Source organism: Owariibacterium komagatae (genome assembly GCF_045865535.1).
In the GTDB taxonomy this organism is placed as follows: Bacteria; Bacillota; Clostridia; order Oscillospirales; family Ruminococcaceae; genus Ruthenibacterium; species Ruthenibacterium komagatae.
In genome coordinates, this window is record NZ_AP031406.1 from 219,737 (window position 1) to 241,728 (window position 21,992).

Consider the following 21,992-nt stretch of genomic DNA (forward strand, 5'->3'; position numbering starts at 1 on the left):
GAAAAAACAATGCCTGACAACGAACACCTTTTCCCACAGGAATCGTTCCAGCCAATTCTGGAACGGTCTATGGCACTGGATGGATTGCTCCCGACCGAAGAGGTTTGCCTTGCCTTCAAAGATATCAAAAAGGGTGACATGAAAATCCTAACGTGTTATGGCGACATCTACAAAATCGTGAATGCGATGCGTGATTATTCGAGGCTCTTGCTGCTGACCTGTGATGCATGGGAACTGACGGGGTTCCACCGTGCGTTGTACGAATACCACGCCCAAAAGGCCAGGGAAATTGCCGATAAGTACCAGGCAGCTATCGGTTATGACTACGACAAAGCTCTGGAAAAATGCCGGAAGAAAAGAGCAAAGAACAAGGATGGCAGAGATAGCGATATAGGCGGTGAAGCCCTCGAGCTTTTGCTGCGCTGAAAGGAGGGGCAGTTTGTGAGATGTACTGACTGCTCCCACGACTTATCTGTGAAAGAGGACGGCTATGTCTACGTTCCTGCTCGGCGCCGCGTCCGGCGCAGAATTTCCGCCAACAAAACATTATACCCCGCCTGTCGGTGGGTAAGTTAGGGTGGCGGTTCCTGGCCCCGATTGCTCGCTCTGTTCTGTTTTGTTCTGAGCGCCGCCCGAGCTACCGTGTTGCGTGTTGCGGTTGTCTTCCGACGGGGCGGCTGTTGTTCCGAGGGAGGGAGCGGAGCGAGCAATCCCCCCCCTGGCACAGGCTCCCACACACGCGGGAATCTGTACCAGGGGGTTCATGCTCAGTCTAACGACACTTCGTTCGTCGGTCGGTCGCTATCGCTTCGCACGGCATTAAAGCCGATAGCTGGCAATTCAGGCGCTTGCCAGCACTGGGAACTTACGGCCGAGGTCTCGCATCAGACGCCGCCAGTGGCATTACCCACGCCCCAGCACCCCCCACGCAGCCGGCGCACCGATAACAACCATCAGGACTACGGTCGGCAACACCGTAGCCGTCAGAACAGTCATTGGTACAACCGACACTCACGAGGACGGTCACACCACCGGCGATGGAACCGCCGGCTTCTTCTCTAAAACAAAGAAATGCGGCTCTAACCCGCGACACATGGACAATGACCTCCACGCTCGGTTGACTGGTCCGAGGCCAGTTTAGGGGCGCAAAAAAACGCTCCCCAGATGCAAAACCTGGGGAGCGGAACTTGACTTTTCCTCTCGTCCTCTGTATAATATACACAAGGACTTTGGTCCATTCGACAGTTTGGTCTTGCATCTGTCGGGTGCTGTTCGGTGCGCTAACACTGAGCAGCTTTTTTTATTCTTTTCTGGTCCCGAGAAAAGGGGACGTGGGGTCTCCTCTCTTATGTTGTAGACCAGTATACGGACTTTTCGGGGAAAGAGAAGTCTTTCGAGACAGGGGGGGGTGTTTTCTTTGACAGTGCTTCTGACTTTAAAACAATATAATTTGGTGCAAAAAATGCTGCCACCTATGGAAAAGCTGCATCAGAATGATTTTATTCCACTGTTCAGGCTAATTGCTGATGATTACCATATTGAAGACAAAGCCGCCGAAAGAGCAGCCGCAATCATAAGCAATATAAGTGTCATTGTTTCGTCTCCTCGCAAGGCAGCTCGGCTTTGCAGCTTGGCTTCAACGTGGTCATCGAAGGCCACAGTTGTTCAAGACGAGCCTTTTACGTACGAGGTGAAGCTGGAAGAGCCGGAAAGATGTTTGCTGGCACAAACACTGGATGCGTTTTCCCGCATTGTAATGGGGCAGATGCACATTCTGTTCGAAATCATGGATATTCCTGAAAGCGCTCAAGAAAACCAACACGCTTTGGATATGTACCATGATGTCTACTGGTATGGGCAATATGGTGCAAAAGAGGCCCGTGACCTGTTGTTCCCGGCAATCAGAGACTTTGGGTGGAACGGGGGATATGGTATTGCAAGCAAAGAGGTGGCTGAAGACGCCCGGCTGGCATACCAGCTGGTCAAAGCTCTTCGCAGAGAATATGTCCTCCCTGTAACGAATGAACCGATTGCTCAGATAATTGAGAATCCCCAGCTCATGTGAGCAGGGGATTCTTTCTGTTGGCCCAAACGATTTGTTGTGGTATAATAAGGGTAAAGAAAAAGGGGAAAAGCTAACTATTGCGCTAATCGTATTCGCGGAAGGGAGGTTGTCGCATGGATTTTGTGTTGAAACAATATGATGATGTTCTGCTTGCCTTCACGGCCACTCGAAGCCTTGACGGCACGGATATTTTTATTACATCTGTGAACGATGAAAAAGTCGCTCATCTTCCCTTGGGTATGGAGCCGACCAACGAATCCTTATCTCGCTGGCTGCGGCATCGAACTATCCCAGCCAATCGAGCCTATGCTCGGAACTTCCTATCGAAAAATGGATTGAGCGAGAATGACTTCATCGGAATACTGCAAATCTGTAAAGGCCTTTCTCTGACTGATTGCTACTGGGTTACATCTCCGCAGGATACGAAAACCTTTGCACAAGTAAATTTGTTCGATAATCGGTTTAGCCAAGTCCTGTCGCAAATCGCATTTACCGGTTACGGAAGCTCCCCTGCATCAAAATTCCGGTCTTCTCCCGAGTTCACTACAAATGGGATGTTACCGAAAGCCTGGCGCCGAAAAGAAGGGAAGGTCTTTCTCTATAAAGGCGGAACCAGTGGTTTTGCCAATACCGGCAAGGAACCTTATTCGGAGTTTTATGCGGCGCAGGTTGCGGAGGCCATGAAGATTGCCCATATTACCTACGGCCTTGCCAAATGGAAAAAACAACTTTGCTCCACCTGTGAATTGTTTACGAGCAAATCAGTTTCTTTCGTCCCGGCATCTTCTCTGATAAACAATTCGAAAATTACTCATATCATAGAGTGGTATGACCGTCATGGCTGGAAAGATGAGCTGGCCGACATGCTCGTTTTTGATGCTGTAATACGCAATACGGACCGGCATCTTGGAAATTTTGGATTCCTGGTCGATAATCAAACTAATGAATTACTTGGCCCTGCCCCGATTTTCGATAATGGGTTGTCTCTCTATTGTTATGTGATGGATGACGACTTAGACAACATGGATGAACAGGAACGGAATCTGTCTCCAGCTTTATATGAGGATTTCGATGCGGTAGCGCGCTATGTCATCGGAACAAGACAGAGAGAGAAACTTCGACACCTCTTAACATTCAGTTTCAAAAAGCATAGTCGTTACAATCTTCAAGATGCACGGCTGAGGATGCTGGAATCTATAATTCGAGGAAAAGCCAGAAGCCTGTTAGATTAAAGACAAGCAAAAAAGAAAACTGCTCGCAGCTCATGTAGCTTCGGGCAGTTTTTGTGTTCAATTCAAAAAGCAGCTCACGCGCACTCAGTTGAAAAAATGGAGCAAAAATGGTATAATTATTGTTATGTGGATTGACGAACGGTCGTTTTTCACTCGTTCTGTTCTCCGTTGCATCTTTCGTTCTCAAATCTGGTTTATTTCGGAGAACGACCGCTTTTATCCCCGTTCGTTTGTCCGTTCTGAGCAAAGAACGGACGCCTAAAAATCTCCTTTGAGAGAGGAAAATGATAAATTTTGAGGGTGCGCCCTTTTAAAATTTGCGTTTTTGCAAATTATGTGGTATAATTAGGGTAAAGGGAGCGATAAGAGAGGCTCCTGAAGCCTATTGCAATATCTAAGGAGGATTTTTCTATGAAACTGAAGAAGTTCGCAGCATCCGTTGTGGCTGCTGCGATGGCCGTAAGCCTGACCGCTTGCGGCGTCAATGTGACCGGCGTTGACCTGCCGGAGAATATCGAGCTGGCGGTTGGTGAGACTGCAAAGCTGGATGTGAGCTTCCTCGGGGACGAGGGTGCTGCACAGGATAAGCTGGATGAGGCCGGCGGCAAGCTGGAACTGGTCTGGGCGTCCAGCGATGAGGAAGTCGTCACCGTTACTGACGGTGAGCTGAAAGCGGTGGCTGCTGGTGAGGCAGAGGTTACTGTAAGCGCAAACGACGGCGCAATCACCGATGTGTGCAAGGTCGTTGTTACCATCCCCGTTGAGGGTATCGAGGTTCCCGAAACCCTGGAGCTGGTTCTGGGCGAAAAGGACTCCGCCGAGATTGGCGCAAAGCTCCTGCCCGAAGGTGCAACTGGTGCGACTCTGACCTACATCTCCAGCGACGAAACGGTCGCTACCGTTGATGAAAACGGTAAGGTGACTGCTGTGGGCGCCGGCGAGTGCATCATCACTACTACCGGCACTCTGGAGAAGTCTGGTGATACCATCAAAGAGGATACCTCTACTGCTGTTTCTGAGCCTGTGAGCGAGGAAAGCTCTTCGGATGCGGCGAGCACCCCGAAAGCTACCGCACAGCCTGCCAGCAACTCTCAGACCGTAACCGGTGATACCAAAGTCACTGTGACTCAGCCTGAACAGTCTGCTGGCAACAGCAACTCCGGTAATACCAACTCCGACAAGAACAACGGTTCTACCGCTACTGGCGGTAGCAGCGTAAGCGGTGGCAACGGTGGCGGAAGTGCAACTTCGTCCACCAACAATGGTGGCGGCACTACCACTCCTCCGGCAAACAACGGTGGCACTACCACTACTCCGACTCAGCCGAACCCCACTCCGGCTCCCCAGCCTGAGCCCACCCCGGCGCCGGCTCCCGACCCCACTCCCGCACCTCAGCCTCCTCAGCCTGAGACTCCTCCGGAGGGCGGCGCCGCAGGTAACACGGGTGATACAATCATTCCCGGCGGTGGTTCTGATGAGAACAATGGCGGGGATGCGACAGCTGGTGAGCGCCCTTTGCCTCCGGCATAAAGACATTTGGTTGTACACTGGGTTGTACACTAAATAGCAAAAACCTCGGCACAATAGCTGTGTCGAGGTTTTTAATGATACGGATGCATCCTTTTTTGAAGGAGCGCATCCGTATTTTTCTTTTTTTCGATGGCTTGTTTTTCCCCGAAAAGTCCGTAAAATATGGGCAAATAATGCGTTTAATAACGTAAAAGAAGGGGAGAGTGTTATGCCTCGAAATAAACAAAGTCTGGCAAAGCGTGCGGTAACGCTTGCTCTGGCTCTCTGCATGGTGTTCACCACCGCAGCGCAGAGCTTGGGTGCCATCGCGTATGCGGACAGCACGAGTACGGCCATCAGCAGCTCCATGTCTGTTGACCCGGGCGCACCGGAATCCGCACCAGAATCCGAATCTACGTCTGTGGATACAAAAACGGATGATTCGGCAAGCGTACCGCCTGCTGAATCCAATGCGGACAGCTCCAGCGAAACGGACGCAAGTTCTCTGCCGCCTGAATCGGAAAGCAACTCGGATTCTGACAGCAGTTCGTCCTCTCAGGATGCTGATTCTTCGACAAGTTCGTCTGAGCCGGTTGATTCCAGCAGTCAGCCTGAAAACGGCGATGAGTCTGCTGCAAATAGTGAGCCGGAGTCTGACAGCAGTTCTTCCAGTGATGTAACTTCGGAAGATGAATCTGATGCAACGGTCGATGAGGACGCTGATGCCGAAGAGTTCGTCGGCCTGGTTGTTCTTGACCCCGAAAACGGCGATGTTGTCGAAGCTGAACTTGGCGATGAAGTCACCTTCAACTTTGGCCTGAATCGTGACGATGTAGAGGTAAGCTACCAGTGGCAAAAATTCATTGAGCCCAAGGCTGTAACCGAAACCGTTATCGAGCCTCTGTATGAGTACACTGAAGGCGTTGATACCGGTTACAACTATCCCATTGAGGGAACGACTGAGGCTGAAACTCTGGCTGCCAATCCAAATGCTACTTGGTCTGGCATCGAAACCTATTTTGCTGTGGTCGATGCTCTGGATGCGATTGGCGCGGATAGCAACAATGTTTCCCTTGAGTGGAATACTCGGAACTTTGCTTTGGATGGTTACACTATCACTGCCGCCGATGTCAATGGCACCATCGAACTGTATGCTGAAAAAGATGGTGAGCGTTATGTCGGCACTCTGAACGAGGAAGGCAAATGGGCTTTCGGGGACGCTATTGCTGCCCCTGAGCAGCTGGATGCTGTTCCTGAAGGCGAGTGGCTCGACATTGAAGGTGCAAACGCCCCCAGCTATACTTTCATTGTGGCTGAGGATGATTACCGTACCACCTATCGTCTGAAAGTCATCATTACCGATGAGGAATATCTTGTTCAGTGCCAGGAAATCCTGGCGGAACAAGGCGTTGAATTGACAGAGGAACAGAAAGCTGCCGAGCAAGCAATTTACTCTGTTGCCATGAGCGTTCATTCTGACGCTTGGGAGGCTGACCAGGTGGATGGAGCAGCGATGGCGAAACTCAACCTGAACGCTGTTGCAGATACGCTGGCAAGCGTCGGCACTCCCAAGTTGTCTTCTGATGCTCAGTGGATTGAGGGTCTGAATGGTAACTACGAGTATATCACCAAGGACACTTATGACCGTGTAACTGAGTGGTACAAAAAAGGTGAAATTACCCCTACCCAGTATGCTTTGTATTGGACTTATCTTGGCCCTTCTGGGTTTGGTAAATATTATGAAGCTAATGTGTTGGATGAAGAGGGACGTCCAACTGGTGAAACTCGTATCTACAATGGTTTCAATTTAACCGATGGAAAACTTGAAATTGCTTCTGAATGGTACGGTAAAACCGTATACTTCCGTCCCGCCGGCACATCCGGTACTGGTACAGCCATCGACATTCCTGCTTACACCAGCGTGTCTGTGGATGGTGACGGCAACTATGTCGAGGCTGCGGCTGGCACGAAGTACAAAAAGGCTATTACTTTCTTGAATGCCTATGTAAAAGATGCCAAGCCCATGTATGAGGCGTTCCTGAACTATATTTCCAGTGATGGTTGGTTCTTGAAAAAAGATGGAGATAGGTTTACAAATGAACGCTCCGATATGCACGTTGAGACTTATGTCGTAGATGCAGAGAGTTTCAACAAGGACCCCCAGCGATATATGGTGGACGCCGAAGGCAACTACCGCATGGACAGTGTCGGTTGGGGCGTATGTGTAGCTGCCGAGCCCGATATTTCCGGTAAAGCCTATTGGGTTCTCAAAGACTACATCGCCAATGGCTATGGTTTCCTGACCGGCCACGATACCATGTATGCTTATGCTGGTTCCTATTATGATGCTTTTGGCGTCGATTTGGATGAGAGCACTATTGACCCGAATGATGGTACGACTTGGTACTACGATATCAACTCGTGGATGCCAGGCACAACCGCTACCGACCCCAATGGTAATAAAAGTACAACCCGTGGCGGTCATTTCTATGTGAATGAGCTGATGGGTTCTAATGCCGGTAATGTGGATTCCGGCACAACCGTTCCTTCGGACGCTCCCAGCCTGATTCTTTCGGCCGGCGGTTCTCACGGCAAATACGGCAAGGATATTCAGTTTGGCACTAAGGAACTGCACATCGTTCAGAACGGTTACACGGCCGAACAGGCTCAGCAGGACCCGAAATACCGCACTCCCACGAATTACCCCTATATTTTTAATGAGGGCGGTATTTATAAAGCCAGTCACACTCACACAAACTCTCAGGTTGCTTTTGGTCCCATCTGGGTAAATTACCATGGTGATAACCTGGGTTATGAAATGTATGGTTATGAGAAAGACCCTCGAACCTGGTCCGTTGACGGAATGACCGGCACCAACAACTTCTATTTGTCTGGTAACGGAAACTTCCTCATGAATCAGATTGGTCATTTGCCTACCAATGCGGCATCCGCAGATGAGGCAGCTCTGTTCGGTAACACTATCGCCTATGTTTCTCAGCGTAAGCAGTGCGAAATCTGCGCTGCAAACCAAAACGGCCAGCAGACTGTGCATTATGTAAAGCGTATCAACTCCGCCAACGCGGAAGAAGTGCTGAGCGCTTTGCAGGCCGGCGGTACGTACTGGTATCCGATTGATGGATGCTACATGCTGACCGACGATATCACCCTGCCGGAAGATTGGACTCCCATTAAGGGATTCAAGGGCCACTGGAACAGCGATGTTTACGAGGTCAACCTGAATTCCAAGGGTACTCCGCTGCTGGCAAACGACGAAGCTGAAGGCCACGACGGCTGGAACCTGGGCACTGACCAGACCAAGGGCGTCGAGTACGTCTTCAATAACAGTAACGATATGGTGCGCACCACCGGTGTTGCCCGTGTTCTGGGCGATTTGAACGATTTGTTCGGCACGAACGACAAGAACTATGCCGGATACACCGTAAAAATCCTTGGCTCCGACAACCCCCGGTACATGAGCGCGAACGAGAAGTACACCTGTACTGTCAACAGCGACTCCAAGTACGTTATTTCCAACCTGCCCTGTATTTACGACAGCTCTACCAAGAGCGGCATTCTGAATGTTCGTGTTTATGATACAAGTGGCAGGGAAGTCACCGAGTACGGCAGCATCAAGGTGAACGTTGCAAAAGAGTTCTGGGACAACGACGAAACCATTCCTCTGTATCTCGGCTCTTTCGCTGCTGAGCCCCTCAACAACGATGCCACTTATGAGGCTGCACAGGCTCAGTTCTACGCCAACGCATCTTCTTCTGAGGATTTCGACCTGGCCCGCTGGGAATACAAAAAGCCCGGCGAAACCACTTGGAACACCCTGAATGCCAGTGACGATATCGTCATCGACACTCAGAAGCTGGTTCCTGGGCAGCCCGGTTCTGAAAGCGACCTGTATCACATCTCTTCCACTCTGCATCTGAACAACACCGACCCGGCATGGAACGATTATCAGTATCGTGCGGTATTTACCAGTGATACGCACGGTGAGTGGAACACCTACGAATATTACTGGCAAGGCAGCAAGGCTTCTAATGAGCCGTTCGATGGCGCACAGCTCAAGACTATCTGGACCCCCAACAACGAAGGTAAACTGAGTGTCAGCCTCTGGCCGGCGTATGCAGAACAGGATGCCAACAAGACCGTCAATGAAGGCGGCGTGACTCAGTTCCGTGCTTTCGGTTACGCTTTGGCGGACGGAACAAAGATTTCTGCTGAGTGGGAATATGCTCTGCCGTCTACGGAAAATGTTGGTGGCGAAGCAATCTACAATTTCCAGCCGGTTGCCGGCACAAACGAGTTCGGTGGCATTGAAGAAGTGACCACCAAGACCGTTTCGGCAACCAATGAGCTGAAAAATGCAATCGAGTTCGGCATTCATGCACTCGCTTCCGACAATGACCTTGACCTTCTGTGGGAGAACGCAGGATTTGAGGCCGTTGAAAGCACTCTGACCATCAACAAGCCTGACGTAGCTCAGGATGGCTACCGCTTCCGTGTACACTTTACCGCTACCTCTGAGTTCGGCACACAGTACGATTGGTACAGCGATATTGCCAACGAGTGGAACGGCTCTTGGAATACCCAGGATGGAGCATTCGGCAACTTCTCTCGTTCGAAGAAATCCGAGTGGAGCAGCCAGATGAATGTCATTCCTCCTGACCTTGACCTCATTACTGCCAAGTCCGCAGATTTCGCGCAAGGCGCTGTCAATCAGGACCTGATGACTCCCGACGAGTACGGTCAGACTCTTCTGCTGAAGAACATCAACTCTGTTACAACTGAGGGCACGGCAGCTTACCGTGCGACCATCTATTACCGTCCTGACACCGCAGTGCCCACGCCGACATGGCAGTACATGACCTACGGCGACCGCACTCCGAAAACGTGGAATCAGGACGTGGCCCGCAGCTTGGGCTACTCTTCCATCCGTGTCTGGTTCGAAAACAGCGACCCGGTTCCGACCACCTATAATGGTGAGTCCGGCTGGATGGTGATTACCAGCACCATGTACATTGCAGATGCTCCGATTGCCATGTACAACCCTGAGAGCTGGCTCAAATATTTCTTCCGCTGTGTAGGTACAACTACCGTTGAGACTGTACGGCGGACCAAGGAATTTGCCGCTACGGATAAATGGGGCGGTTTGTCTATGGACTATGCTATCGCCCTTCAGCATAATGGTGTGCTTGGTTATGGCGGCGTGAACAAAATCAACAATCAGACTGTTAATGACGCTGCGGGCATCCAGTCCGCAACTCAGGGCAAGGGATACTCTGATTGGTATTTCCCCAACATCAAAGCAAAAGTTCCCGCAGGGCATCACATCAATACTGTTATTATCTCTTTGGATAAAACTGGACGTGATTCCCGCGATACCATCACCATCAATCAGGATGCCATTAACTACAATGGTATTTATGTCCCGCAAAAATCTTCCGACTTCGTTGTGCTGACATCTGCAACGATGAACAGCGTTGAGCTGAGTACATGGAACAATGTGTTGGCGAACTATGTTGGATTCCGCACATACGATAAGGCGGATTACAGCGCAGAGTCCGTTGCTAACGGTACTACTGGTGGTCTGCCTATCAAATGGATTGTTGATGAAGCTCGTCTTGATGGTTCCACATTTGACCCCGCAACGGGTCATATGTACAAAGTCATTGACTTTGGCGGCCCTGTTGATTGGAATACTGCCAAGGCAAAGGCTCAGGAATACAACAGCGAGTACATGATGTCCGGCCAGCTGGCGAAAGTAGAGACCAGCGCAGAAAATACTGTTATCCACAACCTTGTCGGCAACCGTAACGCATGGTTGGGCGGCCAGAATGTTGGCGGTACATGGAAATGGACCGACGGCTCTAACATCAGCTGGATTCCTTGGATTAGCGGTGCTCAGACAGGGAACTCCTATATGTATATTACCGGCAACGGTGGCTGGAATTCCGGCCCGGTCAACACAAGCTACTGGGAGAACCGTAACTGGAAATCTGGTTGGTCTTCTCAGCCTGATGGCCGTATCCAGAGGTCCGGCCTGAAAACCAGCACTATCATGTTTGATATTCCTGGAGCCGGCAACACGAATGTCACCAAAATTACCGGAGCAACCGTCAACTTTGAGTACAATGTGTACGACGGTAATGCGATGTCTTCTGGTGACGTATTCTTTGGCGCTAACCAAACAGAAGGCGCCATGAATGGCGACGGCGTAACCTGGGTTGGCTATGGTACTGGTAAAGTAACGTCTCCTGGCTGGCATAGCGCATCCATTCGTTATTATCCCAGCAGCGATGCAACCGGCATTTATGGCTGGATTTGGAACAATGCCGTTGCAAAATGGGCAAGTGCTAATGTTCGCATCAGCGTGTCTGTTGATTATCAGACTTTGGTGCAGACCACCAACAATCCCGTTACCTGCGCGGTTGTTGAATATGTACCGCAGTCTCTGGGCATTGCCGTTACCGACCACTCCGCCACGGACAATACTGTCATTGGCACTAATGCTACCGTCACTCCGCCGCAGGGTGAGAAGGTTGTTTCCGCCATCATTAAGGGCAACACCAAAGTGTATGACGGTAAACCGATTGCTCCCGAATCTTTTGAGGTAAGCGGTTCTGATGGTGCATCCCGCGATTTGTTCAACATCACCTACACCACCAGCGGCGAGTTCGCCGATTATTCCGACCACACAGTAAGCGGTGGTAATTACACCGACACTGGTGCCAAAAACGCAGCTGTATACCATGCAACGGTTACGCTGACCGATGCGGCTAAGCAGGCGGGCTGGAGCCTCGATGAGCGGTACAGCCAGCTCGAATGTGACCTCATCATCACTCAGCGTCCTGTCAATGTGTACAGCCACAACAACGATAAGACCTATGATGGAACCGGCGCAGGCATTATCCGGAACATTCAGAAAGAAGCTCTTGCTGAAAACAGCGGTGTGATTTCTGGAGATACGGTCAACCTGAACACCACTTCTGTTACCGGCTCTTATGTCAAGGATGGCGCCGTCACCATTCACAACAGCAAAACCAACAATGGCGGCAATGAGTATGAGATGCATCGGAATGACCAGCTTAGCAAGCTGTATATCGTCCACGACGATGTCTCCGACCCGCATCACAACTACGTCCTCGGAACAGAGACCTATTCCGGCGACATCAACCAGCGTCCGGTGGATGTACACAGTATCTACCTGGAGGACCCCGATTTCCCGCGCAACGTGAAAACGTATGATGGAACCACCAAGGCGACTATCCGTGACATCCTTATCGACAATGTTGTTGATGGCGATGAAATCGGTTTGAAGGAGCCTGTGATGACTGGTACTTACACCACCCATGAGGCAGGGGAGACTCTGACCGAGGATGGCAAGGTACAGCCGGACCGGGATAAGAAACTGGTTGAGAACGCTATTACTGCTGATAAGGGTGCCGAACTGACCGGCAACGACTTCAACGACTACTACATCAACAGCGAACGCTACACTGGCGCTATCCGCCGTGCGGGCCTTGAACTGGTGGTGAAGAACAAGTCCGAGATGTATGGCTCTGAAAAAGTGCTCGGCCAGCCGACCTTCGATGCCGATTACGGCGCGACGACCACCAGTGAGAGCTGGCTGAATATCGTTGGTCTGCTTGGCAACGACACCATCCACCTGGATAAGAGCTTCTTTGACCTGAACGCGCATGATAGTGCTGATAAGGTCATTGTGTTCTCCAAAACAACCCCTGTTGGCACGTACCCGGTGGAAGCACGGGGTCTGAATGAAACCAACAACCCTGTTCTGAAAAACTACATTGTTGCTCAGACTGGTGGCGCTGTGGATATCTACGAGCGCGAAATCGTAGTTACGCCCAACGACATCGACGTCTACGAGCTCGACCCGACCACCCCGATGCCTTCGGTATCCTTCGAGATGCTGAATGACGACGAGGAAACCTACACCAAGGTTGGTTCCGATGACGCCCAGAACTATTCCGATATGCCCCTGATTGAGAGCGATACAGTGGCAAACACTATCTTCCTGAATGATGGCACGGAGACCCTCATCGCCCTTGCCAAGGGCGGCGAAGCGGTCGTGAACGATGCCGGTGAGGACAGTGAGCTCGAGTATCGTACTCTGTTCAGCAACGGCAGCAACATCGACTACGCAACTCGGTGGTATCCCGGTGCTGCCCCCATCTATGTCGGCCTCAATGGCGGTGAGACTCTTGAGACTTACCCCTGCGAGTGGTGCGAAAAGTACCACGGCACGAAGGAAGGCACCGACCACTGGCACATTGACGGCTACGCTCTCCGCGTAAACCAGAACCCTGAACAGGGCAAGGTCATGGAAGTGAAGACCGTCAAGAACCTGCTGGACGAGGATGTTCAGAACTACAAGCTCGTGTTCCAAGACGCTCAGCTTCGTGTTCATCCGAAAATCCGCTTCCAGCTGGAAGCCACCGTTCCCATGTACGTCTGCATGTACGGCTACGCCGGTGACGGCGAAGTCGTCGAGCCCACCACCTATGGCATTACCAACTATTCCAACGGCGCTCTCGAGGTCAAGGACATCGACGTGTCGGCAGATGGCTGGAACATTGTGGATAAGGCTCGCAACGACCTGCTTCGTGGAGAAATCTCGATGCAGCTGAATGGCACCCAGCTCGTTATGGGTAACAACACTCCGGCGGGCCGCGAGAACTGGATTATTGCTCCTGACGAGAGTGAGGACAAGTCCGGTGTCGAGCGCATCCTGCCTCTGGAATGCTTCATTGCCGGCGGCAATGTCAACGAGCGCTCCGAAGTATACCTGACCAGTGTGACCTACACGGTTGGCGAATACGGTATCACTCTTCCCTATGTAGAGGGCGTTGAGTATCCTGAGTTCGTCAACGGCGAGCCCGTTTTCGTCTCCGGCGCACCCAAGGCTTAACTTTCCCCCTATGCCATTGAGGCATTTCTCTTCTTTTCTCTTCCTCGTCCACCCTTGTGGGTGGGCGAGGGTACATAGCCCAAATGGGCACATAAAAAATTGGCCGGGCCCTTGTGGCCCGGCTTTTTCTGTTTAATTATGCTCCAAGACTGTCAAAAGCATTTTCTAAAAAACGGTCGATATACAAATATCTTCTTCTTGCTCTACGAAATCCGCCACCAAATAAAGGAGTCGCAGAAAACGAGTAAAGGGCAAATCTGACCGAAATTATGCTGGAAAAGTATCAAATCTGACCTTGACAAAAGTGCCAGTGAGAGAGTTGCAGTCCGGCCGGATATTATTTTTCCATTCAAGAAAGATTGGAAAACGAGAGAACATCCAGTTCATTTGGCAAATGTCTGGCTGCCGTGCTTTGCTCGCCAACTCACCATCCCCAGACTCTGGAATTATTTCACGGTCTAATTCTTTTGTCCTTGACAATGCTGTAACCTTGCAAAAAATCAAACAAAATTGACGCAAATGAAATTATGTGGTATAATTAAGGAAAGTGAAAGGGAATAAAACGGATTTTTTGCGGATGGCTGCTGCGAAAAATCTGTGTGCGATAGAAGTTTTCGGGAGATAAAAATGAGTGAAATTATGATGATATTTGAAAAATTCCTCCAGCATTACCGGCTGAACCATCTGGACCCGCAGCAGCGAACAGCAGCGAGTACCACTGATGGTCCGGTTCTTCTGCTCGCCGTTCCGGGAAGCGGCAAAACCACGACCCTGATTGCTCGGCTTGGCTATCTGGTACTTGGATGCGGAGTAAGACCCGAGGACATTCTGACCATGACTTATACGGTTGCCGCTACACAGGAAATGCGTCAGCGGTTTATTGACCGATTTGGAAAAGATGTCGGCAACCGGATGGAATTTCGGACTATCAACAGCGTGTGCTACAAAATCATTGCTTTGTACGGCCAGATGGGCAACTGGATTCCTCGTATGGCAACAGAGGGGGAGTCTGATGCAGTTGTGCGTGATATCTACAAGACCCTCGCGCAATCGTATCCAACGGATGCGGATATCAAGACGATGCGCATGGTGATTTCAAACATTAAGAACCGGATGATGGATAAAGTACAGACCGAGGCGGCCGGTTTTGACCTTCCGTTTTCTGCATGGACACTTTACAACGATTATCAGGCTGCAATGAACGAAAGACAGCTGATGGATTTTGACGACCAGCTTGTAATGGCGTATCAAATCCTTATCAGTGAGCCGCAAATTCTCAATGCGTATCAAGAGAAGTATAAGCATATCTGCGTGGATGAGGCGCAGGATACGAGCAAAATCCAGCACGAAATCATCGCCCTCTTGGCACAGAAAAATCGAAACCTTTTCATGGTCGGCGATGAAGACCAGTCGATTTACGGATTCCGTGCTGCTTGCCCGCAGGAATTGATGGAGTTTGAGAAAAAATGGCCGGGAGCGAAAATCCTGCTCATCGAAACGAACTATCGTTCCACAGATGAAATCGTAGATGCGTCTGCAAAATTCATTCGGCAAAACAAAGCGCGTCGAGACAAGAAAATGCACGGTGTAAACGGGCATGGAGAAGCTATCCGGGCAATTCCGGTCGCCAATCGACTGGAACAGTACCGATTGCTCGCTGGCATGGGGCAGACCGCAATGGAGACCAATTCGCCGCTCACAGTTCTGTACCGGAATAACGATTCGGCTTTGCCGGTCATCGACGCCCTCGAAAAGCGAGGGATTCCTTATCAGGCAAAAGGAAATGATGGTCTGTTTTTCAAAGGCCGTGTTTATCTTGGCGTTATGGATTTCGTCCGACTGGCCTTAAATCCTCGCGATAAGGATGCGTTCATGTCCTTGTATTATAAGCTGGGATTGTTCGTCCGGCGCCAGCAGGCGCAAGCGGCCGTCTCGCGATACAGTAAGAAGCCACTGCTGGATGTTCTTGGGGAAGTAACCGGCAATGACAAGTGCCATGACCTGAGCCGAATCTTTGCTTCGCTGCTGACCATGAAAGCGGTGGACGCCTTAAAGACCATCCGGTATCAGTTGAAATTCGCGGACTACCTGAAATCCTGTAAAGTCGGAACGGCCCGTTTGGATACGTTGGAGTTTCTGGCACAGGAAGATGCTTCGTTGACAGATTTTGTTACTCACATGGAGCGGCTGCAGAAAATCATTCGAGACGGCCGTAAGGAGCCTGCGTCGTTCGTTCTGTCCACGATTCATTCTGCAAAAGGCCTTGAATATGACCATGTTATCCTTGCAGATGTCTACGATGGGGAGTTCCCGGTAGACCCGTATCAAACCGAAACGCCTCTCGTTGGCGAAACAGACCTGGAGGAAGAGAGGCGTCTGTTTTATGTTGGTATGACTCGTGCCCGAAAAACGCTTGGTATTATTCGAGTTGCCGGACAGACTTCGGATTTTGCGGATTTTGTGTTCGGAACTGGAAATCAGGGCAAGAAGAACTCCCAGCCGAAAGCAAGTGCTTCGTCCTCGAAGACGGTCGCCAGGGAGAAAACGCAGAAATGGCAAAAAGAGAAGAGCCGCCGTCCCCGGGACAATGATTGGTCCAAATGGGATGATGCTCTCTGGGATGAAGGGCACAATAACGCCCCACAGTGGCCGGTACGCCCTTCCGCTGCACAATCGTCTGCAAAAAGAATCAGTAGTTTCTCCGGCTCAAGTGTACATCAAGTTACTTCCAACTTTGACGAAACGGTCGAGTTCCGTGTCGGAGACAAAGTGAAGCACGCCGTTTTCGGTGAAGGCACGGTTGTGGAGCTGATGAAGAACGGAATCCTTCGGATTCGGTTTGCCAAGGAAGAGAAGAAAATTGCGCCGGGGTACGCTGTGAACGCGGGGCTTATGAAAAAAATTAGCGGGTCATAAGCCCGCGAACTTTGGAGGATTTTGCCGTGAAAAATTTCGAGTATAAAACCATTCTCTGTACGCCGGAAATGGCGACGGAAATGTTGACGCACAATATTCGTAACAGGTCCATCAATAAGTCGGACGTGAAACGAATCGCCGAACGAATCCAGAGCGGCCAGTGGGAATTCGATGGCTCTCCCATCAAATTCAACTCTGACGGGATTCTGGTAGACGGCCAGCATCGTCTGGCTGCTATTGTGAAGGCCGGCATCCCGGTTGAACTCGCTGTGGTCTATGGCGTGGATAGCCAGTGGACGGACACCGGCCGCAAGCGTTCTTCCCGAGATTCCATCTTTATTAACTACCCGGACCTGGATTGGGTAGACACCAATGCAACGTCCTCGCTGGAATTCCTGAATCAGTTTTGCCCGGAACTCCAGTGCGCAGAGCATCCCGAGAAAGCAGCGTTTTTCCGGCAACATGCAGAAAAACTTCGAGACATCCTGCCGAAGCTGTGCAAGACGCGGGGCGTGACCGGTTCCATGCGCTGCGCCGGATTCCGGGCAGCGTTTATGGTGGCCGCTATGGACGACGTGCCCATGAGCGTACTGGACAGAGCCCTGCATATCCTGTTCAGCGGGGCTGGGGACGGTGGCGTAGACCACACCATTGACTATCTGCGTGAGAATCTGCGCAAGATGGATGGTTCTTATAAAAAGAAGAGCTTTCCTGTGAACCGGGAGATTTTTCTGAAAAGCTGCTATGCTCTCAAGAAGTTTTCGGAAGGGGTGGAGCTCAGCTCGGCCCGGACGCCCAATGAGTGCCCATTCTATATCTACAATGCCTACGGCGAGCCTGTCTATACACCTTCCAAGAAGCGCCAGAGAAAACCGACCGCTTCTGTACGCACGACGCTGAACGGTCAGCTGGAGCTTCCTGAACTGAAGCGGGAAAAGAAACCGCACGACAACCTTGTTGTGGGAAGTATCATCCAGCACCGCTCTTTTGGGCGCGGCGTTGTGACGAGCACGAGCCTGACGAGCCGGGGCGGAGAAGTGGTGAATGTTCGATTCCCCGATAAAGACTGCACCATTGGCGTAAAATACTGCCTGGAGCACGGTATCATCCAAATTTTGTAATCTGAGAACAAGTCGAATCAAAGTGAGTGAGAAGTTTTGATTGAAGAATCTGTTGTCCAGGGCGTTGAAATCGCCATCCCGTCTCCCGCTCAGTGGGTGCTGGACAAATTGAACGGCGCCGGACATTCAGCCTATGTGGTCGGTGGATGCGTCCGCGATTCTCTTCTCGGCCTTGAGCCGCATGATTGGGACATCTGCACTTCCGCCCGGCCTGAGCAGGTCATTGATGTGTTCGGTGCAGAACGGGTTATCCCGACCGGCCTGAAGCACGGGACTGTAACCGTGCGGGAGAATGGAGAATCATTCGAGGTCACGACGTTCCGTGTGGATGGCCCTTATTCCGACGGACGGCGGCCTGATTCGGTTCGATTCAGCGACGATTTGATAGAAGACCTGATGCGGCGCGATTTCACGGTGAATGCAATGGCTTACCATCCGGCTGAAGGACTCATTGACCCGTTTGGTGGTCGGGAAGATATCAAGGGTCGGCTGCTACGATGTGTAGGCGACGCATATGCTCGCTTCTCCGAGGATGCTCTGCGAATTCTCCGGGCTGTTCGATTCAGTGCAGTGTACGGATTTCGCATTGGGTCATATACTCGGTACGCCATGGCGACTGAGGCAAGAATGTTAGGCGGAATCGCAAAAGAGCGCGTGGGAGCAGAGGTCAGAAAGCTGCTGGCAGGCCGGTATGCAGCTGTGGTTGTACGGGAAAACATAGCCGTATTGAACGTCATCATCCCATATTTGCAGGACATCCTGAACTGCTCCCAGAACAACAGCTATCACTACGCCAATGTATTCGAACACACGATGGATGCTATGGCGGCATCGTGGAGGGAAGAGGTGTTCCCCGCCGAGTGGGCGGACGAATATGCTCGGGCGGCTTTGTTTTTCCATGATTTTGGGAAAGCGGCCGTGAAGACATGCGATGAGCAGGGATATGAACACTTTTATGGACACCCAAAAGTCAGCGCTGAACGAGTTGACGAAATCTTGCGTGGCCTGCGAATGCCGAACGAGTACCGGCGCGCGGTCGTTCAGCTCGTAGAGAATCACGATGCGACCCTGTACCCGTCTTTGCCATCCGCCCGCCGATGGCTCCTGCGTTTAGGCGAAGAACAGCTGCGGCGGTTGATGAAGATGCAGGAATGTGACGCGGCCGCTCATGTGGCATCTGTTCACAAAAAGCGATTTGCGGACCTGAAAACTTTTTCGGATTGCGTGGATATGGTTCTCACTGAAGCATCTGCATTCTCGCTGAAGCAACTGGCGATTTCAGGGAAAGACCTCTTGACAATCGGATATACGCAGGGACCGGAAATCGGAAAAACTCTGCGCAGTTTGCTGGAAGATGTCGTTGAGGGGAAATTAAAGAACGAGAAAGAGGCGCTGCTGAGTGCGGCCGCCGGAATGAGGTAATTTCAATGGCAGAAGAAAGAAAAAAGCGCTATCGCCGTTGGTATGCAACCGACGGCAAAACTGTGTATGTATGTTTGTCTCCCCGCGTTCGGGACGAATTCCTCGCTCGCAATGCTGGGATGCGTCCTTTGTATAAAAGAGAGGTCGGCCGGATGGTTCGTTCAGACCAGCAAGCAAAAATCGTTGGCATTCGCGCCAATTTCAGTCATTGGGACCCGATTGACGGTGTGGATTACTAACTTTCCAAAAAGGAGCGAAACAATGGTAATCAGATTCGAAACGGAAAGAATCCTGGATATTGCCAGGATGATTGACCGAAGCGCAGGAGCGCCCAAAATGTATTCCGACCTTGTTGGCGTGGAGTTTTCCGCAGATTACGCGCTGTTTTCCCGACCGGAGTTTCAGGTGGACAAAGGTTCGTATCCTGCGCCTACTTTCGCTGCACTGCGAAATGCCATTCAGAGCATTTACTGGCATCCGGGGTTCAATATCATCCCTCTTGCCTGTCTGTGTCGAAATCCTGTTGTGGAAGAGAATATCGCCACCAACGGACTTAACATTCGCAAAAAAGCCGAAGTGGGCACATATGTATATGCCGGTCTGAACCGTATGCAGCGGACTCAGCGTTTTTTGCGAAACGTCAAGTACGATGTTGTGGTCGCACTGGTGAGTCGGCCTGATGCGATGCCGGGTGATAAATGTCTGAAAAGCTACTATGAACAGCTGACCCGGCATATCCATGATGGGACCAGCTACCGGGCCCCGTATCTGGGAGTGGGTGAGTGTCTGGCTTCGTTTCGTCCTGTCGATTTCAGCAAATTGGATATTAGCGACGGGAACGGCATGACTCGGGATATCGGTTGGATGGCCTTCGACTACGATTATACGCAGATGAATCGTGGTGAAGCCAAAGGCCCTATCGCCATGTTCCAAAAGACTCGAATTGAACAGGGTCTGATTGATTATACGAAAGGAGAAATCCGACGTGATTCGAGCGCTCCTTGATTTTTATGAGTATCTGCTTGATACCGGACTGGTCGAGGAACAGTTCGGTTGGGCAGAAATGGCTGTGCCTATGACCCTCGATGTGGATTCGGAAGGCAAGGTTCTTTCTCTCAAGTCCAATGTGTATACCGAGAAGAACGAGAAGGGGAAAGAGCAGCAAATCGTTCCTCGGATGCTTCTGCCTTATCACCCTGTACGGTCGAACAACATCCTGCCCTGTATTTTTGCGGATAAGGCGGAATACCTGCTGGGCATCGGCCCACGCGGAAACAAGGCATTCGCTGCCATGAAGAGTCTCCAAGAAAAACTTTTGGAAGACGTGGATTCTCCCGTCGCCAAAGGAATCCTTCGATTTTTTGGAACGTGGGACCTTTCTTCGGCGTCTGATAAATTTTCCGAATCCCAAAAGGAGTTGCTTGCAGAATATGCAACCGGCAACATCCTTATTACAGTGAACGGCGTGCCCCCTACCGAAGACCGGGCCTGTGTATCTGCTTACAATGCCTATATTAAGGAAGTGGGCATCAGCGGCAGCACACTTCACGGCATTGATTGTATCACAGGAGAGTACGGGACGATTTGTCGTGTTCATCCGAAAATCAAAGGTATTCGGGCGGCATCCACCGGGGCTCCTCTGTGTACCATCAATAACAATTCCTGTGTACACGCCACTGGCAGGGAACAGGGGTACGGCACACCGATGACCGAGCTGAATGTGTACCGGTATTCGACTGCGCTGGAGTATCTGACCCACAGCCCGCTTCACAATTTTTATGATAAGTATTCCGGCATGAACATCCTGTGCTGGTCTACGGAATGCGACGAGGCGCAACAGGCCGCGCTGCTGTTCGCCATGACCGGCGCACTGGGCAAGGACGAATCCGGAAATCGGACGACCGAATATCTGAAACGGATTTACATGGGGCTCGATATTCCGCCGGAAGGCTTCAACCCCAATGCCTATATGCATATCGTTGGGCTTGATTCCCGGGATGGGTACATTATTCGAACTGTGTTCTGCTATGAAGGTTCGTTTCAGGAGCTGACAGAGAATATTCGCCGTCACTACTGGAACACACGCATCTGCGGCAGAGGCGGTGTCCCGTTCTATCGTATCTACGAAATGATTTGTAAAAAGAAAGCTGACGGCGGTGTGATTGCCGATAAGAGCAGGATTACCGCCGACATCATCAACAGCATCATGACGAACGGGAAGTACCCCGAGCAAATCCTGGACCTGCTCCTCCGGCAGATTCAAAATGAGGCGCAGGGAACAGAGGACTATTTGCTGAACGCTTCGCAGGCTGGGTTCTTGCGGGCGTATCTGATACAGAATAAAAAGGAGAGTGTTACAGAAATGTTGGACACAGAAAACCGTGACCCTGGGTATCTCTGCGGACGAATTTTCGCCGCCGCCGTGAATATCGAACGGGCATCGAAAGCCGGAGAACAGACCCGGCGGACTATGGCGCAGAAGCTGGGTGAGGCGATGCGGCATCCTGCGGATTTCTTTCCGCTGATGTTTGCTGACCTGAATGGTGCGTACCTGCGGAAGCTGTACACCAGAGAAAAAACCGCCGGGCTTGCATCCATTCTCGAAAAAGAGCTTGGCGAACTGGTGGACCTGCTCCCCAATGGAGGGTATCCCCGGAAGCTGTCCCGCGCTCAGCAGGCACAGTTCTGCACCGGGTACTACCAGCAGAGGAATAAGTACATCCAGGATGCGGCCGCAAAGAAGGCCGAAAAGGAAAAGAAGAACGAAAACAATGAGGAGGCTGCATAAC

11 protein-coding genes are annotated in these 21,992 nt (G+C 51.2%); all 11 read left to right on the forward strand.

Going from position 1 to position 21,992, the window contains the following annotated elements; all coding sequences use genetic code 11:
* The first annotated feature begins 9 nt into the window (after positions 1 to 9).
* The 11 genes from ACKTS9_RS01220 to ACKTS9_RS01270 all read left to right on the forward strand — a co-directional run bounded on the left by ACKTS9_RS01220 (position 10) and on the right by ACKTS9_RS01270 (position 21,991).
* Positions 10 to 426: a hypothetical protein gene (locus tag ACKTS9_RS01220; RefSeq protein ID WP_205456608.1), complete on the forward strand. Its 417-nt coding sequence runs from the start codon at positions 10 to 12 to the stop codon at positions 424 to 426.
* A gap of 991 nt (positions 427 to 1,417) precedes the next feature.
* The gene (locus ACKTS9_RS01225; RefSeq protein WP_407878478.1) at positions 1,418 to 2,065 is read left to right on the forward strand and encodes a hypothetical protein; all 648 of its coding nucleotides are present in this window, start codon (positions 1,418 to 1,420) and stop codon (positions 2,063 to 2,065) included.
* Positions 2,066 to 2,178: 113 nt separating this feature from the next.
* A complete protein-coding gene (locus ACKTS9_RS01230; protein WP_407878480.1) occupies positions 2,179 to 3,297 on the forward strand; it encodes an XRE family transcriptional regulator in 1,119 nt (372 codons plus the stop codon).
* Between the two features lie 411 nt (positions 3,298 to 3,708).
* Entirely contained in the window at positions 3,709 to 4,827 is a 1,119-nt protein-coding gene (locus ACKTS9_RS01235) for an Ig-like domain-containing protein (RefSeq protein WP_407878482.1), read from the forward strand.
* Positions 4,828 to 5,035: 208 nt separating this feature from the next.
* Positions 5,036 to 13,744, forward strand: a complete 8,709-nt coding sequence (locus tag ACKTS9_RS01240; RefSeq protein ID WP_407878484.1) for a C-type lectin domain-containing protein — start codon at positions 5,036 to 5,038, stop codon at positions 13,742 to 13,744.
* Between the two features lie 627 nt (positions 13,745 to 14,371).
* Positions 14,372 to 16,660: an ATP-dependent helicase gene (locus ACKTS9_RS01245; protein WP_407878486.1), complete on the forward strand. Its 2,289-nt coding sequence runs from the start codon at positions 14,372 to 14,374 to the stop codon at positions 16,658 to 16,660.
* Positions 16,661 to 16,686: 26 nt separating this feature from the next.
* Positions 16,687 to 17,781, forward strand: a complete 1,095-nt coding sequence (locus tag ACKTS9_RS01250) for a hypothetical protein (protein ID WP_407878488.1) — start codon at positions 16,687 to 16,689, stop codon at positions 17,779 to 17,781.
* A gap of 36 nt (positions 17,782 to 17,817) precedes the next feature.
* A complete protein-coding gene (locus ACKTS9_RS01255) occupies positions 17,818 to 19,203 on the forward strand; it encodes a CCA tRNA nucleotidyltransferase (RefSeq protein WP_407878490.1) in 1,386 nt (461 codons plus the stop codon).
* Between the two features lie 5 nt (positions 19,204 to 19,208).
* Positions 19,209 to 19,442, forward strand: a complete 234-nt coding sequence (locus ACKTS9_RS01260) for a hypothetical protein (RefSeq protein ID WP_158097935.1) — start codon at positions 19,209 to 19,211, stop codon at positions 19,440 to 19,442.
* A 22-nt stretch (positions 19,443 to 19,464) separates the two neighbouring features.
* Entirely contained in the window at positions 19,465 to 20,208 is a 744-nt protein-coding gene (gene cas5 / locus ACKTS9_RS01265; RefSeq protein WP_205456601.1) for a CRISPR-associated protein Cas5, read from the forward strand.
* A complete protein-coding gene (locus ACKTS9_RS01270; RefSeq protein ID WP_407878493.1) occupies positions 20,189 to 21,991 on the forward strand; it encodes a type I-C CRISPR-associated protein Cas8c/Csd1 in 1,803 nt (600 codons plus the stop codon). Before cas5 ends, ACKTS9_RS01270 begins: the two co-directional genes overlap by 20 nt.
* The last annotated feature ends 1 nt before the right edge of the window (position 21,992 follow it).